The organism is Alsobacter metallidurans, from assembly GCF_014636935.1.
Taxonomy (GTDB): domain Bacteria; phylum Pseudomonadota; class Alphaproteobacteria; order Rhizobiales; family Beijerinckiaceae; genus Alsobacter; species Alsobacter metallidurans.
In genome coordinates this window covers 755,542-768,857 of record NZ_BMES01000002.1, presented here as the reverse complement: position 1 = coordinate 768,857, position 13,316 = coordinate 755,542, and the positions used below count along the sequence as shown (strand labels likewise).

Sequence of the window (13,316 nt, the reverse complement as noted above, 5' to 3'; positions counted from 1 at the left end):
ATCCTCCGTCCTTCGGGATGCAGGCCCAAAATGGGCCTGCTCCTCAGGATGTGTGGATAGAGGGCGGGCTATTCGGACCTTCAAACGCAGCTTTGAGCACCTGATGTCCTTCACCCTCCTCACCATCCAGATCCTGAACGGGCTGCAGCTCGGGCTGCTGCTGTTTCTGGTGGCGGCCGGTTTGACGCTGGTGTTCGGCGTCATGGACTTCATCAACCTCGCGCACGGCGTGCAATACATGGTGGGCGCCTATCTGGCGGCCGCGCTGATCGCCTATACGGGCAGCTTCGCACTGGGCCTTGTGCTGGCCCTCGCGGGCGCGCTGGCGATCGGGCTCGTGATGGAGGGGCTGATCTTTCGCCATCTCTACGGGCGAAGTCATCTCGACCAGGTGCTGGCGACTTTCGGCCTCATCCTCGTGCTCAACGAGGGGGTAAAGATGATCTGGGGCGCGGCTCCCATCAGCGTCGGCGTGCCGGAAGCGCTGCAGGGCTCGGTATCGCTGGGCGACGGCGTGCTCTACCCGGTGTACCGCTTCGCCATCATCGCGGCGGGCCTCGCGGTGGCGGCGGGGCTCTGGCTCGTGATCGACCGCACCCGCATCGGCATGCTGGTGCGGGCCGGCGCGTCCAACGCCCCGATCGTGTCGGCGCTGGGCGTCGACATCAACCGGCTGTTCATGATCGTGTTCGCCTGCGGGGCCATGCTGGCGGGCTTCGCGGGCGCGATGGCGGCCCCCATCCTGTCGGTCGAGCCCGGCATGGGCGACAGCGTGCTCATCCTGGCTTTCGTGGTGATCGTGATCGGCGGCATCGGCTCCATCCGGGGCGCCTTCGCGGCGGCGCTGATCGTCGGCCTGCTCGACACGCTGGGCCGCTCCTACTCGGTGGATCTCCTGCGCCTGTTCCTGCCGCCGGCTGCGGCGCGGGGCGTAGCGGGCGGGCTGTCCTCCATGTTCATCTACATCCTGATGGCCGTGGTGCTGTTTTTCCGACCCGAAGGCCTGCTGCCGGCGCGGGGGCGGTCATGAGCGCGGAAGCCACGTCGGCGCCCGCCGCAGCGGCCCGCGCGCGTTCGCGGTTGGCGCTGTCCACCACGGCGCCGTTGGTCATGCTGGCGCTGTTCGCGCTGTTGCCGCTGCTCGCCATCGCGACCGGGCAGACGCATTGGCTGTCGCTGATCAACCGCATCGTCATCCTCGGCATCGCGGCGTTGTCGCTCGATCTGATTCTCGGCGTCGGCGGGCTGGTGAGCTTTGGCCACGCGGCCTTTATCGGGCTCGGCGCCTACACGGCGGGCGTGATGGTGGACGCCGGGCGCGGCGACCTGCTGCTCGTGGTTCCAGCCGCCCTCCTGGTGAGCGCCGTGTTTGCGGCTCTCACCGGCGCCGTGTCGCTGCGCACCAAGGGCGTCGCCTTCATCATGATCACGCTGGCTTTCGGCCAGATGGCGTTCTTTTTCTCGCAGGCGCTCTATGCCTATGGGGGCGACGACGGGCTGACCCTGCCCGAGCGCTCCACCGTGGCGGGCTTCCCCATCCTCGCCAACAAGGTGACGTTCTTCTACGTGTCACTGGGCTTCCTCGTCGCCGCCTACCTGCTGGTCCGGGCCGTGGCGGGCTCGCGATTCGGCCGCGCGCTGCAAGGGGCGCGCGACAACCCGGTCCGCGTGGGGAGCTTCGGCTTCGACGTGTTTCGCATCCGCCTCGGCGCCTATGTGATCTCGGGCATGCTCGCCGGCCTGTCGGGCGTCCTCCTGGCCAACCAGGCCGAATTCGTCAGCCCGGCCTACATGGCCTGGCAGCGCTCGGGCGAGCTCATCTTCATGATCATCATCGGCGGGCTCGGTTCGCTCTGGGGCGCGGTGCTGGGCGCGGCCGCGTTTCTGCTGCTGGAGGAGGCGCTGTCCGGCTTCTCCGAGCACTGGAAGCTCGGCTTCGGCGTGCTGATCGTTCTGTTCGTGCTGTTCACGCGCGGCGGCCTCGCCGACCTCGCGCGACGCCTCACCGGAGGGCGCGCATGAGCGAGCCGCTGATCCGCATCGAGGGCCTGCGCAAGTCCTTCGGCGCGCTCGTGGTGACGGACGACGTGTCGCTGGACGTCGCGCCGGGCGAGTTGCACGCGCTGATCGGGCCGAACGGCGCCGGCAAGACGACGCTCATCCACCAGATCGCCGGCACGCTGCAGCCCAATGCGGGCCGCATCCTGATCGGCGGCGTGGACCTCAGCGGCGCGTCGCCGGCCGCCCGCGCCCGCGCCGGTCTGGCGCGCACCTTCCAGATCACCTCCATCATCCCGACGCTTGACGTGCTCGGCAACGTGGCGCTCGCCGCGCAGGCCCGATCGCCCCGTGCGCTGCGGCTGTTCGGGCGCGCCGCGACGGACGAGGCCTTGAACGCCCAGGCCCGCGCCGCCATCGCGGCCGTCGGGCTCTCGGCCCGGGCCGGCGCGCCGGCCGGCATGCTGTCGCATGGCGAGAAACGCGTGTTGGAAATTGCAATGGCGCTCGCGATGGAGCCCAAGGCCATTTTGCTGGACGAGCCCATGGCGGGAGTCGGGCGCGAGGAATCCGCCCGCATCGTCGAGCTGCTGCTCGGCCTCAAGGGGCGCTACGCCATGCTGCTGGTGGAGCACGACATGGAAGCGGTGTTCTCGCTCGCAGATCGCATCAGCGTGCTCGTCTATGGCAGCGTGATCGCGACCGGGACCCCCGACGCGATCCGGGTCGATCCGGCCGTGAGGGCCGCGTATCTCGGCGACGAGGCCGCCTGATGCTGGAAGTCCGCAATCTCCAGTCCGGCTACGGCGACGCGCAGGTGCTGTTCGGCGTCGATCTCGACGTTGGCGCCGGCGAAGTCGTCACGCTGCTCGGCCGCAACGGCATGGGCAAGACCACCACGGTGCTGACCGTCATGGGCCTGCTGAAGCCGCGCGGCGGCTCGGTGCGCTTCGACGGGGTGGACCTTTCGGCCGCGCCGCCGTTCCGCCGGGCGCAGGCCGGGCTCGGGCTGGTGCCGGAGGGCCGGCAGGTGTTCCCGACCCTCACGGTCGAGGAGAATCTCATCGCCACCGCGGCTGACCGCTTCGGCAAGGCGCGCTGGTCGCTGGCCCGCGTCTACGCCTTCATGCCGCGGCTCGAGGAGCGCAAGGGCAATCGCGGCAACGAACTTTCGGGTGGCGAGCAGCAGATGCTCGCCATCGGCCGGGCGCTGATGACCAATCCGAAGCTGATCATCCTCGACGAGGCGACCGAGGGGCTGGCGCCCATCATCCGGCAGGAGATCTGGAGCTGCCTCGCGGCCCTCAAGGCCGAGGGCGAGTCGATCCTGGTGATCGACAAGCACATCGACGCGCTGGCGCGCATCGCCGACCGGCACGTGGTGCTGGAGAAGGGCCATGTTGTGTGGTCCGGCTCCAACGGCGCGCTGCTGGCCGACAGCAGCGTCAAGGATCGCTATCTGCACCTGTAGCAAGCAAGGGAGGGCAACCATGAAGCCGATGACCGCAGGCGTGACGCCGGCCGGACAGGGGATCGACGGCATCAGCTGGAACATCCTGGGCCAGACCTACGTGCCCAAGCACCTCACCGAGAGCTCCTTCTCGTGGCACGCGACGTTCCCGCCCGGCACCTTTGTGCCGCCGCACATCCACCCCAACCAGGACGAGTTCATTTATGTGCTGGAAGGCCGTTTCGAGCTCGTGCTCGACGGCCAGGAAGTGGGCGCCGGCCCCGGCGACCTCATCCGCCTCCCGCGCGGCGTGCCGCACGGCATCTTCAACAAGTCCGACGCGGCCACCAAGTGCGTGTTCTGGGTGTCGCCCACCGGGCCCCTGTACGACCTGTTCTGGGGAATCCACTCCATGGCGGAGCAGAACCCCGGCGACGTGGTTGCACTCGCGGCCAAGCACGAAGTGGACTTCCTGCCGCCTCCGCCTGACGGGGCGTAAGGATTGCACTCTCTCCGTCATCCCCGGCGGCGCGCAGCGCCGGGAAGGGGATCCAGGAGACTGGGCTGAGGCTCGGGCTTGTGGCCCTGGATCCCCTTCACGCGCCTTCGGCGCGCCGGGGATGACCGCGGGGAGGGTTCTCGAACGCGTAAGTCGCAGCGTCCGTCACACCCTGCCGTCATTGCGAGCGACAGCGAAGCAATCCAGCCTGATGCCGGGCCGTTAGGCTGGATTGCTTCGCCTCCGGCTCGCAATGACGGGAGGGCTTCACACACCGCGCAAGCTAAGCCCGGCGCAGTGGCCTCACCCCGCCCGGCGGTTCACCTGTGTGAGCGCGAAGCCGGCCTTGCCGGCGTAGCTCTTCACGATCGCCTCGCGCCGCGCGTAGCTCAGCACGCGCTCGACGTCGTCGAAGCCGCTGGGCGCCAGCGCCTCCACGGCGTCGATGACGCGCTCGGGGCCGCCCTGGCGGTTCATGGCGCAGATCTCGGCCGTCTTGGGCAGGCGCTCGGCTTCGTAGAGCGCCAGCGCGTGGCGGGGGTGGTCGGCGTTGGCGAGGCTGTCGGCGAGGCAGCGCGCGTCCAGGATGGCCTGGCTCGCGCCGTTGGAGCCGACCGGGTACATGGGATGCGCGGCGTCGCCGAGCAGCGTCACGCGGCCGTGGGTCCAGCGGGGCAGGGGATCGCGGTCGCACATGGGATATTCCCAGAACTGCGGCGTCGCCTTGACGAGACCCTCGATGTCCACGCCCGGCACGGTGAAGCGTCGGGCGAAGGGCAGCACGTCCTCCAGCCGGCCCTGGCCGGACCATGTCTCCTTCGGCGGCGGCTTCTCGGGATCGCCGAGGCGCACGTTGACGACCCAGTTGGTGAGGCGCGTATCGGGCCGATCGCCCCTGCCGATGGGGTAGAGCACCAGCTTGGCCTGCATGCCGCCGGCGATGATCATGCTCTCGCCATCGAGGAATTTCGGCCAGTCGATCGCGCCGCGCCACATGCGTACGCCCTGCCAGCGCGGCGGACCCTGGTTGGGGAAATAGCGCGCCCGCACGGCCGAGTGGATGCCGTCCGCGCCCACAAGCGCATCGGCCCGCACGCTCTCGCCGGCGGCGCCGTAGTGGCTGTCGGCGAAGTGCGCGGTGACGCCGCCTTCATCCTCGATGAGGCCCAGCAGCCGACGACCGGTTCGCACCGAATCGGGGCCGAGACGCTCCACCACGGCGTCGTGGATGAGCTTCTGCAGCCGACCGCGATGGATGGAGAACTGCGGGACCTTGAAGCCCGCGAAGACGCCGCGCGGCTCCTGCCAGACGGTCTGGCCATAGCGGTTCATGTAATGCAGTTCGCGGGTGCGGATGCCGACGGCGTCCAGCGCCGGCAGGAGGCCCAGCTCCTCCAGCTCCGCGATGGCGTGCGGCAGCGTGTTGATGCCCACCCCGACCTCGCGGATCGTGCCGGCCTGCTCGAAGACGGTGGCCCTGATCCCCCGTCGGTGCAGCATCAAGGCGGCCGTCAGCCCCCCGATCCCGCCCCCTACGATGATGACATGCATGCGGAATTTCCCCCCCAGGGCGGCATCAAAGTCGGTTTGGCGGCAAGGCGCAATCCGTTCCGCGCTGTACCCAACATCCTCCCGTCATTGCGAGCGCAGCGAAGCAATCCAGTCTAAAGGCCAGGCCATCAGGCTGGATTGCTTCGCCTTCGGCTCGCGATGACGGCGAGGGTGTTGAATCCTGCATCACGCCCCGACCCGGTGCGATTTCGGCTTGGCCTTCAGCTTCAGGTCGGTGAGGTCGGCCTTCTCGCGCGGCGTGTTGCGCTTCAGCTGGTCCCAGCCGGGCGCGTAGGGCTTGGGCGGATGCGCCTCGGCGCCGTACCAGGCGGCTGCGCGCAGCGCGAAGGCCGGGTCGGCGAGGTGGGGGCGGCCGAAGGCGACGAGGTCGGAGCGGCCGGCCGCCAGGATAGTGTTGGCCTGGTCGACGCTGGTGATGTTGCCGACGCACATGGTGGCGACCCGCGCCTCGTTGCGGATCTGCTCGGCGTAGGGCGTCTGGAACATGCGCCCGTAGAAGGGCCGCGAGGCCGGCGAGGTCTGGCCGGTGGACACGTCCACGAGGTCGACGCCCGCCTGCGCGAAGTTCTCCGCGATCGCGACCGCGTCGTCGCCGGTCAGGCCGCCCTCGATCCAGTCCGTGGCCGAGATGCGCACCGACATGGGCTTTTCCGCCGGCCACGCCTCCCGCATCGCGCCGAAAACCTCCAGCGGGAAGCGCAGGCGGTTCTCGATCGAACCGCCGTACGCGTCCGTGCGCTGGTTGGTGACCGGCGACAGGAAGCTCGCCAGCAGGTAGCCGTGGGCGGCGTGCAGCTCCAGCATGTCGAAGCCGCACGCGTCCGCGCGCCGGGCGACGGCGACGAACTGGTCGCGCACACGGTCCATGTCGGCGCGGTCCATGGCCTTGGGCGCGCGGCTTTCCGGGTAGTAGGGCAGGGGCGATGGCGCAACGATGTCCCAGCCGCCCTCCGGCAGCGGCCGGTCCATGCCCTCCCACATCAGCCTGGTCGCGCCCTTGCGGCCGGCATGGCCCACCTGAAGGCAGATCTTGGCGGCCGAGTTGGCGTGCACGAAATCGACGATGCGCGTCCAGGCGGCCTGCTGGGCGTCGTTCCACAGCCCGGTGCAACCAGGCGTGATGCGGGCGTCCGGAGCCACGCAGGTCATCTCGGTGAAGATCAGCCCGGCGCCGCCCATGGCGCGCGAGCCGTAATGGACGAGGTGGAAGTCGCCCGGCATGCCGTCCACGGCCGAGTACATGCACATCGGCGACATCACGAGCCGGTTGGGAACCGTGAGTTCGCGCAGCCGCAGCGGCTGGAAGGCGGGCGCGGCGGCGCGCTGCGCGTCCACCGGCAGGCCCGTTTTCGCCACGCCCGCCGCGAAGCTCCGGTCCACCGCGCGGACGAAGTCGGGCGCCCGCAGCTCCAGATTGTCGTAGGTGATGGACTTCGCCCGCGTCATCAGCCCGAAGGCGAACTGCACCGGGTCCATGTCGAGGAAGCGCTTCACGTGCTCGAACCAGACGAGGCTGACATCGGCCGCGTGCTGTGTTTTCTCCACCTCCTCGCGTCGGCCGGTCTCGAAACGGCCGAGCGCGGTCGCCACCGCGCCGCGTTCGGCCACGAGCGCCCGGTGCAGCGCAATCGAATCCTCCATGGCGAGCTTGGTGCCTGAGCCGATGGAAAAATGCGCCGTCGCCTTGGCGTCGCCGAGCAGCACCACGCGCTCGTTCATGGTCCAGCGCGCGTTGCGGATCATGGGAAACTGCCGCCAGAGCGAACGATTGGCGATGAGCGGGTGGCCCTGCAGCTCCTCGGCGAAGATACGCTCCATGAAGGCGACGCTTTCCCCCTCGGACATCGCCCCGAGGCCGGCCTTCTCGAAGGTTTCCGGGTCGGTCTCCAGCACCCAGGTCGAGCGGTCGGCCTCGTACTGGTAGCAATGCGCGATGAAGACGCCGTGCTCGGTTTCCTTGAAGAAGAACGTGAAGGCGTCGAACGGGCGGGTGGAGCCCATCCAGGCGAAGCGGTTGGGACGCAGGTCCACCTGCGTGCCGAAATGGTCGCGGTTCTGCTCGCGGAAGCGCGAGTTGACGCCGTCGGCCACCACCACGAGGTCGGCCTCGTCCGGCCCCGGCAGGACGTCGCTCTCGTGGCCGAACACGAGCTCGACGCCCAGCGCCCGGGCGCGGTCCTGCAGCAGCATCAGCAGGGTCCGGCGCGAGCAACCGCAAAAGCCGTTGCCGCCGATGCGGTGCTCTTCGCCGCGGACGTGGATGGAGATGTCATCCCAATACGCGAACGCGTTCGTGATGGCCTCGTAGCTCTCGCGGTCGGCGCGCTCGAAATTGTCCAGCGTCTGGTCGGAAAACACCACGCCGAACCCGAAGGTGTCGTCGGCCTGGTTGCGCTCCAGCACCCGGATGGAGGACTGCTGGAAGCTTTTCGCCGCCAGGATCGCGAAATACAGGCCCGCCGGCCCGCCGCCAATGATGCTGATGCGCATGCTCGCCTCCATGGCTTCGCCGCGGTTGACCGCCCCGCAGGCCGCAAGATGATTTAAGCTTAAAACATTTTCGGGGGCAAGGGAGGGTGATGTGACGCCGCAACCCAGAACAGCCTTCCAGTGTGGCGCGCAACACCCTCCCCCCCCCCGAGGGGGAGGGTGGGCGTCGCGGCCTGGGGCCGAACGCTGAGGCGGCGGGGAGCACCCGCCGCCACAACCATGCTAGGCTGACGCAACCCCATACCCTCACCAGCAGGACGCCCCCATGGCCGAGAAACGCTACCACAAGGACACGCTTGGCAATCGCAAGCTCGCGCCCGAGACGCTGATGCTGGGCTATGGCTATGACCCGACCCTGTCGGAAGGCGCCGTGAAGCCGCCGGTGTTTCTCACCTCCACCTTCGTGTTCACGTCGGCCGAGCACGGCAAGGAGTTCTTCGACTACGTGTCCGGCCGCAAGCGCCTGCCCGCCGGCGAAACGGCCGGGCTCGTGTATTCGCGCTTCAACCACCCCAACGCCGAGATCGTGGAGGACCGGCTCGCCGTGTTCGAGGGCGCCGAGAAGGCGCTGCTGTTCTCCTCCGGCATGTCTGCGATCTCCACCAGCATCCTCGCGTATGCGCGGCCGGGCGACGTGATCCTCCACTCCCAGCCGCTCTATGGCGGCACCGAGACGCTGATCACCAAGACCCTGGCGAATTTCGGCATCAAGGCCGCGCCGCTGGGCGACGGCGTCGATGAGGCCGGCATGATGGCGGCGGCCGAATCCGCGATGGCGCAGGGGCGCGTGCCGATGATCTTCATCGAGACGCCGTCCAACCCGATGAACTCCATCGTCGACATCGCGGCCGTGCGCCGTGTCGCCGAAGTCATCGGCCGGAAGCAGGGCGACCGACCGCTGATCGCGTGCGACAACACCATGTTGGGGCCGGTGTTTCAGAAACCGATTCAGCAGGGCGCGGACCTGTCGCTCTACTCGCTCACCAAATATGTGGGCGGCCATTCGGACCTGATCGCCGGCGCGGCGTTGGGCTCGGACGACCACATCCGCTCCATCCGCCTCCTGCGCTCGGCCATCGGCACGCAGCTCGATCCGCATTCGTGCTGGATGCTCGGCCGCTCGCTGGAGACGCTGGTGCTGCGCATGCGCGCCGCCAACGCCAACGCCGAGAAGGCGGCCGAATGGCTGCGCCGGCACCCCAGCGTCACGGGCGTGTACTTCCTTGGCTTCCTGCCCGAAGGCTCGCCCGAGCGGCGCGTCTATGAGACGCAGTCGGAGGCGCCGGGCTCCACCTTCTCGTTCGACGTGCGCGGCGGCGAGGCGGAGGCGTTCAAGGTCCTCAACGCGCTGCAGATCGTGAAGCTGGCCGTGAGCCTCGGCGGCACCGAGTCGCTCGCCTGCCACCCGGCCTCCACCACGCATTCGGGCGTTCCAAAAGAGGTCCGCGACCGGCTTGGCGTCAGCGACGCCACCATCCGGGTGTCGATCGGCATCGAAAACGCTGACGACCTTATCGCCGATCTCGCCCAGGCGCTGGAGACGATTGCTTAGGGCGGGTCCTCGCGACACGCCAACCCCTCCACCGTCATTGCGAGCCGGAGGCGAAGCAATCCAGTCTGATGGCCGGGCCTTTAGGTCTGGATTGCTTCGCTGCGCTCGCAATGACGGGAGGTTGGTCGCGGCATGCCGCAAGGTCTCCGCCAGCAGCGCCAGCAAAGCAGCCTCAAAACCGGCCGTTCAGCCCTGAACCAATCCACCGCGCCCCCCACTCCCGGCATCGGCGCAAGCCTGACTGTGGCGCAGAAGACTCACCGCCGCGGTCTTGCGTCGCGTAGGGAACTATCCGGATGACGACCCCGGGGGCGCAGCCTCAAGCTGCAATCTCCGCAACTGGGGGTTGGTCGGATGGGGGCGATTCGAGGCTTGGGGACGGCGGTCCTCGCGGTGATGCTGCTGGCCTGCGCCCACGCGCCGGCAGACGCCAGGCCCCGCAGCGTCGGCGCCGCCCAGGGCGGCAGCCAGCTCGCCATGACGGTGAGCGGCGTCGCCCCTGCGCCGAAGGCCTTTTACCCCTTTTGCGACAAGAACCCCGGCGAGTGCGTGGTCCGCGGCGACGCCGCCGCCTTTGTCGCCACGCCCGAGCGCATGGCCCAACTCGAGGCCGTAAACCGCGAGGTGAACGACACGATCCGGCAGGTCACCGACCTGGAGCACTACGGCGTCTCCGATGTCTGGGGCTTTCCGGACGACGGCGCCGGCGACTGCGAGGATTTCGCCCTCCTGAAGCGCCGCAAACTCATCGCGCTCGGCTGGCCCTCCGGTCGCCTGCTGATGACGGCCGTGATCGACCAGAACGGCGAAGGCCATGCCGTGCTCACCGCGGTCACGGACGGCGGCGACCTCGTGCTGGACAACAAGCGCGACGAGATCCGCCCCTGGCGCAGCACCGGCTATTTCTTTCTCACCCGCCAATCCGCGGATGCGCCCCGCCAGTGGGTCTTCACCGCCCCGCCGACGCAGATCCTGGTCGCGCTGAAGCGCGCAAACGGTGGGGTTGGGGCGCGTACGGCGCGCGTCGCCTCCGGCCAGCGCTAGCGGGAGGGCGCCTCAGCGCCCCGCCTCGCGGTTCGCGCCCCAACTCAGTCGGCATCCCCGGCCGGACGTCACGACCGCCCCACCGCCACGCCGTCATTGCGAGCCGGAGGCGAAGCAATCCAGTCTAGTTGCCGGGCCTTTAGGCTGAGCGCCGCCAGAGGGCGCCCGCGGGCGTATCGATCGACCATCTCGGGCGTTAACGGTCAGGGCGACGCCGCCAATCCGGCGGCCATGCCCCTATCGTTAAAGGAATTTCCGATGATCCTTCCCTTAGGAGCCATTGTCGCGGTGATCGACGGCGAAAAGCTGGTCATGCTCAAAAACCATGGCGACGAACGTGAAATGAAGCTCTCGGCCATGCCGACGGCTCATGTCGAGAGCGAAAGCGCCAGCTCGGGCGCCCGCCATCACAGCAGCGCGGCCAATCCCGACGAAAGCCAGGCTGCGGAGGACGGTTTCGCCGCGGGAGCCGCAAACCTGCTCAATCGCCAGGTCCTTGACGGCGCCATATCGAGCCTCGTCATCATCGCGGCGCCGAGAACGTTGGGCGAGCTGCGCAAGCACTACCACAAGGCGCTGATCGCCGTTCTCCAGCATGAGATTGCGAAAGACCTCACCGGCCACGCGGTGCGCGACATCGAAAAGACGCTCGCCGCCGCCTGACGCCAACCGCGATCGGCCCGGGCCGGTCGGCATATCGAGATGGCGAGGGCCTGCGCCCCCGCCGTTTCCTGATCAGTCTGCGGCCGCGCCCGGCCAAGCTGAGCCAAGGCGCCGCCGAGCCGAATCCCGGCGGCTTGCGGCAGGCGTCGCGCCCGAGGCGCTACTTCAGCCCCAGCGCCAGCCCGCTCAGGTCCAGGCTGACGATCACGCCGGTCTGCTCGCCGGCCAGCGTCAGCACGGCGCCGTTCTGGTTGGTGAGCACCACCGCCTGCGCGCCCTTGATGGCCGCCGCGCCCGCGCCGGCCTGCGCGTAGACGCCGGCGATGTCGGACGGCCGGCGAATGTTGCTCACCGTGCCGCGAAAGCGCGTCTCCGACGCGCCGAACGTGAACCCGTAGCTCAGCCCGCCGATCGACAGCGGATAGCGCCGGCCCTGGAACACCAGCGTCCCTTCCCCGGCCGACCCGCCCAGCACGAACCCGGCCTTGAAGATCCGCAGCCGCACGGCCCCATTGGCCGCCTCAGCCTGGGTCGCTGCGCCCGCAACTGCGCAGAGGGCGACGGCGGCGACGCTCAGCTTCGAGAAAACATTCATGGGGGACAGACCTTTTGGCACGAGTGCGGGCGGGGAGGCGCAAACCTGCGATTGCAGGATGTTCAACGTAGGCCGCGCAACCGCGCGGGTCCAAGGGTCATTTGGCGAGAATTAGGCGGAGGTCGCGTTCACGGCCAAAGGGCGCGGCCCATTGTCGTTGGCTGGCGACGCCCCAACCGGGGCCGCTCAACGCTCTCCGTCATCCCCGCGCGCCCATCCCTCACACCACCCGCCGCATCCGCGCGAATCCCGCATCCAGATCCGCCTTCAGATCCTCCAGATCCTCCAGCCCGATATGGAAGCGCAGCGCCGGGCCGGGAGGCGCCCAGGTCGTCGCCGTGCGATAGGTCGCGCAGTCGAACGGGATCACGAGGCTTTCGAAGCCGCCCCAGCTATAGCCCATGCCAAAGAGCTTGAGGTCGTCCAGCAGGGCGGCGAGCTGGGCCGGGGAGGCGGGCTTCAGCAGCACCGAGAAGAGGCCGGAGGAGCCGAGGAAGTCGCGCTTCCACAAGGCGTGGCCGGGGCAGCTTTCCAGCGCCGGGTGCAGCACCTGGTGCACTTCGGGGCGCGCCTCGATCCAGCGGGCCATGTGGAGGGCCTGGCTTTCGTGTTCGCGCAGGCGCAGCGCCATGGTGCGGATGCCGCGCAGGCACAGGAACGCGTCCTCGGGGCCGGCGCAGGGGGCGGTGAGGTCGAATGTCTTGCGCAGGCGCGGGAACCACTCGGCGTTGGCCGAGACCACGCCCATCAGGAGGTCCGAGCCGCCGGAGAGGTATTTGGTGCCGGCCTCGATCGCGATGTCGACGCCGCGCGCGTGCGGGGGGAAATAGATCGGCGTCGCCCAGGTGTTGTCCATCAGCACGCACAGCCCGCGCCGGTGCGCGACCTCCGCGATGGCGGGCACGTCCTGCATCTCGAAGGACTGCGAGCCCGGCGCCTCCGTGAGGATCGCGGTCGTGTTGGCCCGGAAAAGTTGCTCGACGTCGGCGCCCAGCGCGGGATCGAAATAGGTGGTCTCGACGCCGAACTTCCTGAGCAGGCCCTCGCAAAGCTCGCGGGTGGGCCGGTAGACCGAATCGGTCACCAGCAGGTGGTCGCCGGCCTTGAGGCAGGTTTGCAGCGCCACCACGATGGCGGCGAGGCCCGACGGCAGCAGCACCGTGCCGGCCGCGCCGGCGAGCTGCGTCCAGGCGGTCTCCAGCGACTCGATGGTGGGCGTGCCCTTGGTGCCGTAGCTGTAGCGCCCGCGCCGGTGCAGGATGTCGTCATAGGTGGGATAGAGCACCGTGGAGCCGCGATAGATCGGCGTGTTGACGAAGCCGTGCTGCTCGGAGGGGTCGCGGCCGGCATGGACGAGCTGGGTGCTGACGGCCAGCTTGCGCCGGTCTTCTTCGGTGAGCTTCTTCATCGGGGTGTTCCGGAACTTGGGGCGTCGGGGCAGGCGAGGGCGCAA

At 68.9% G+C, this 13,316-nt stretch carries 12 protein-coding genes; 8 read left to right on the top strand and 4 right to left on the bottom strand.

The features are described 5' to 3' along the window. Positions 1 to 103: 103 nt before the first annotated feature. Genes IEV99_RS13870 through IEV99_RS13850 form a run of 5 tightly spaced genes read left to right on the top strand, consistent with a single transcriptional unit; the run spans position 104 to position 3,947 of the window. Entirely contained in the window at positions 104 to 1,030 is a 927-nt protein-coding gene (locus tag IEV99_RS13870) for a branched-chain amino acid ABC transporter permease (RefSeq protein WP_188518360.1), read from the top strand. Then, a complete protein-coding gene (locus IEV99_RS13865; protein WP_188518359.1) occupies positions 1,027 to 2,022 on the top strand; it encodes a branched-chain amino acid ABC transporter permease in 996 nt (331 codons plus the stop codon). Before IEV99_RS13870 ends, IEV99_RS13865 begins: the two co-directional genes overlap by 4 nt. After that, positions 2,019 to 2,771 carry an ABC transporter ATP-binding protein gene (locus tag IEV99_RS13860; protein ID WP_188518358.1) on the top strand — a complete coding sequence of 251 codons (753 nt, stop codon included), beginning with the start codon at positions 2,019 to 2,021 and terminating at the stop codon, positions 2,769 to 2,771. Before IEV99_RS13865 ends, IEV99_RS13860 begins: the two co-directional genes overlap by 4 nt. Next, positions 2,771 to 3,469, top strand: coding sequence for an ABC transporter ATP-binding protein (locus IEV99_RS13855; protein ID WP_188518357.1), 699 nt, complete (start codon positions 2,771 to 2,773; stop codon positions 3,467 to 3,469). Before IEV99_RS13860 ends, IEV99_RS13855 begins: the two co-directional genes overlap by 1 nt. A 19-nt stretch (positions 3,470 to 3,488) precedes the next feature. Beyond that, positions 3,489 to 3,947: a cupin domain-containing protein gene (locus IEV99_RS13850; RefSeq protein WP_188518356.1), complete on the top strand. Its 459-nt coding sequence runs from the start codon at positions 3,489 to 3,491 to the stop codon at positions 3,945 to 3,947. 303 nt (positions 3,948 to 4,250) lie between these two features. Here IEV99_RS13850 and IEV99_RS13845 read toward each other — a convergent pair whose 3' ends face one another. After that, positions 4,251 to 5,498 carry a flavin-dependent oxidoreductase gene (locus tag IEV99_RS13845; RefSeq protein ID WP_188518355.1) on the bottom strand — a complete coding sequence of 416 codons (1,248 nt, stop codon included), beginning with the start codon at positions 5,496 to 5,498 and terminating at the stop codon, positions 4,251 to 4,253. Positions 5,499 to 5,684: 186 nt separating this feature from the next. After that, complete coding sequence (locus IEV99_RS13840) at positions 5,685 to 8,009, bottom strand: bifunctional salicylyl-CoA 5-hydroxylase/oxidoreductase (RefSeq protein WP_188518354.1); 2,325 nt, start codon at positions 8,007 to 8,009, stop codon at positions 5,685 to 5,687. A 265-nt stretch (positions 8,010 to 8,274) separates the two neighbouring features. Between IEV99_RS13840 and IEV99_RS13835 the strand changes: the two genes are divergently transcribed. The 3 genes from IEV99_RS13835 (at position 8,275) to IEV99_RS13825 (ending at position 11,268) form a co-directional block, all read left to right on the top strand. After that, positions 8,275 to 9,561: a cystathionine gamma-synthase family protein gene (locus IEV99_RS13835; protein ID WP_188518353.1), complete on the top strand. Its 1,287-nt coding sequence runs from the start codon at positions 8,275 to 8,277 to the stop codon at positions 9,559 to 9,561. Positions 9,562 to 9,933: 372 nt separating this feature from the next. After that, a complete protein-coding gene (locus IEV99_RS13830; protein WP_244643861.1) occupies positions 9,934 to 10,605 on the top strand; it encodes a transglutaminase-like cysteine peptidase in 672 nt (223 codons plus the stop codon). 258 nt (positions 10,606 to 10,863) lie between these two features. Beyond that, positions 10,864 to 11,268 carry a host attachment family protein gene (locus tag IEV99_RS13825; RefSeq protein WP_188519664.1) on the top strand — a complete coding sequence of 135 codons (405 nt, stop codon included), beginning with the start codon at positions 10,864 to 10,866 and terminating at the stop codon, positions 11,266 to 11,268. Between the two features lie 160 nt (positions 11,269 to 11,428). Here the strand turns inward: IEV99_RS13825 and IEV99_RS13820 are convergent, their stop codons facing one another. Further along, entirely contained in the window at positions 11,429 to 11,863 is a 435-nt protein-coding gene (locus IEV99_RS13820; RefSeq protein WP_188518352.1) for a lipid-binding SYLF domain-containing protein, read from the bottom strand. A 220-nt stretch (positions 11,864 to 12,083) separates the two neighbouring features. Continuing rightward, positions 12,084 to 13,271 (bottom strand): cystathionine beta-lyase, encoded by a 1,188-nt coding sequence (gene metC / locus IEV99_RS13815; RefSeq protein ID WP_188518351.1) that lies wholly within the window; start codon positions 13,269 to 13,271, stop codon positions 12,084 to 12,086. Positions 13,272 to 13,316: the final 45 nt, after the last annotated feature.

What these genes read in the sequence shown, in the direction of transcription:
- IEV99_RS13840 (WP_188518354.1), bottom strand. Translation starts at nt 8,009, where the DNA reads ATGCGCATCAGCATCATTGGCGGCGGGCCGGCGGGCCTGTATTTCGCG.
- IEV99_RS13845 (WP_188518355.1), bottom strand. Translation starts at nt 5,498, where the DNA reads ATGCATGTCATCATCGTAGGGGGCGGGATCGGGGGGCTGACGGCCGCC.
- IEV99_RS13855 (WP_188518357.1), top strand. Translation starts at nt 2,771, where the DNA reads ATGCTGGAAGTCCGCAATCTCCAGTCCGGCTACGGCGACGCGCAGGTG.
- IEV99_RS13870 (WP_188518360.1), top strand. Translation starts at nt 104, where the DNA reads ATGTCCTTCACCCTCCTCACCATCCAGATCCTGAACGGGCTGCAGCTC.
- IEV99_RS13825 (WP_188519664.1), top strand. Translation starts at nt 10,864, where the DNA reads ATGATCCTTCCCTTAGGAGCCATTGTCGCGGTGATCGACGGCGAAAAG.
- IEV99_RS13835 (WP_188518353.1), top strand. Translation starts at nt 8,275, where the DNA reads ATGGCCGAGAAACGCTACCACAAGGACACGCTTGGCAATCGCAAGCTC.
- metC (WP_188518351.1), bottom strand. Translation starts at nt 13,271, where the DNA reads ATGAAGAAGCTCACCGAAGAAGACCGGCGCAAGCTGGCCGTCAGCACC.
- IEV99_RS13860 (WP_188518358.1), top strand. Translation starts at nt 2,019, where the DNA reads ATGAGCGAGCCGCTGATCCGCATCGAGGGCCTGCGCAAGTCCTTCGGC.
- IEV99_RS13865 (WP_188518359.1), top strand. Translation starts at nt 1,027, where the DNA reads ATGAGCGCGGAAGCCACGTCGGCGCCCGCCGCAGCGGCCCGCGCGCGT.
- IEV99_RS13850 (WP_188518356.1), top strand. Translation starts at nt 3,489, where the DNA reads ATGAAGCCGATGACCGCAGGCGTGACGCCGGCCGGACAGGGGATCGAC.
- IEV99_RS13820 (WP_188518352.1), bottom strand. Translation starts at nt 11,863, where the DNA reads ATGAATGTTTTCTCGAAGCTGAGCGTCGCCGCCGTCGCCCTCTGCGCA.